Source organism: Bacillus sp. JJ1503, assembly GCF_036965125.1.
Lineage (GTDB): Bacteria > Bacillota > Bacilli > Bacillales > Cytobacillaceae > Cytobacillus.
The window spans coordinates 1,825-2,742 of record NZ_JBALOZ010000324.1 but is presented as its reverse complement, the minus strand read 5'-3'; the positions used below and the strand labels follow the sequence as shown (position 1 = coordinate 2,742).

At 30.6% G+C, this 918-nt stretch carries 2 protein-coding genes; both read left to right on the top strand.

What is annotated here, in order from left to right:
• On the top strand, positions 1 to 311 hold a 311-nt coding region (locus tag V7149_RS21500; protein WP_335347636.1), incomplete at its 5' end, for a hypothetical protein.
• A 15-nt stretch (positions 312 to 326) separates the two neighbouring features.
• Positions 327 to 918 (top strand): hypothetical protein (locus tag V7149_RS21495; protein ID WP_335347635.1); only part of this gene is annotated, 592 nt, incomplete at its 3' end.

Genomic DNA, 918 nt, shown 5'->3' with positions numbered 1-918 from the left:
TATTATCTGAAGGGAATTTTGGTGCATCAGCAATATTTTTAAATGAAAGAATTGACGAGGGGCCTGTTTTAGCAAAAAAAATGTACGATGTTCCTATCAATATTCCAGATGTTGATTACATATACGATCCGTATATTAGAGCAGACCTACTTGTAGAAGTTTTAAGTAGATATAAAAAAATGGGGACTTTTCAAATAGAAGAAACTAAGAACCCGTATGAAGGGGAAACTTATTTTATTATACATCCAGTATTAAAACATATAGCAATTTTAAGTGAAGTTGAACCTAAGAGGGGAAAAATTAAACTATGATTGGAGAGTTCATAATTGAAGTCAATCATTATCGGGGCTGGACGAGGTATTAGTAACGGTTCAGTTGTTGATTACCATAAAACATTATACAAAGATATTATTGGTAGAAGAGTATTGGATTGGATCTTGAATAGTTTTAAAGAATCAGGAATTACTGATACAGTTTTCATCGGTGGTTTTCAGTTAGAAAAAATAATGGAATTCTATCCTTCCCTACGATATTACACGAACAATTCTTGGGATACGACTAATATTCTATCTACATTAATGTGTGCAAGTGAAGAGTTAGACTCTGATGTAGTGGTTTCATATTCGGATATAACCTTTAGACCAAACATAATAAAAAGCTTGATAGCTAGTAAAGATGATATAACCATATTAATAGACTCTAAATGGAGAAATAGATATGTAGGGAGAACAGGTGAAGATTTACAAAAATCAGAAAAGGTTATAGTTAAAAACGGCTATGTAAGTAATATTAGTAAAAACATTCCTGTTACAAGTTTGGTTTCAGGAGAATTTATTGGATTGTGTAAAATAAAGGCAAACGTTGCAAATGAAATAAGGAAAATTTATACTACATTATTAGAAAATTATCAGAAAGATA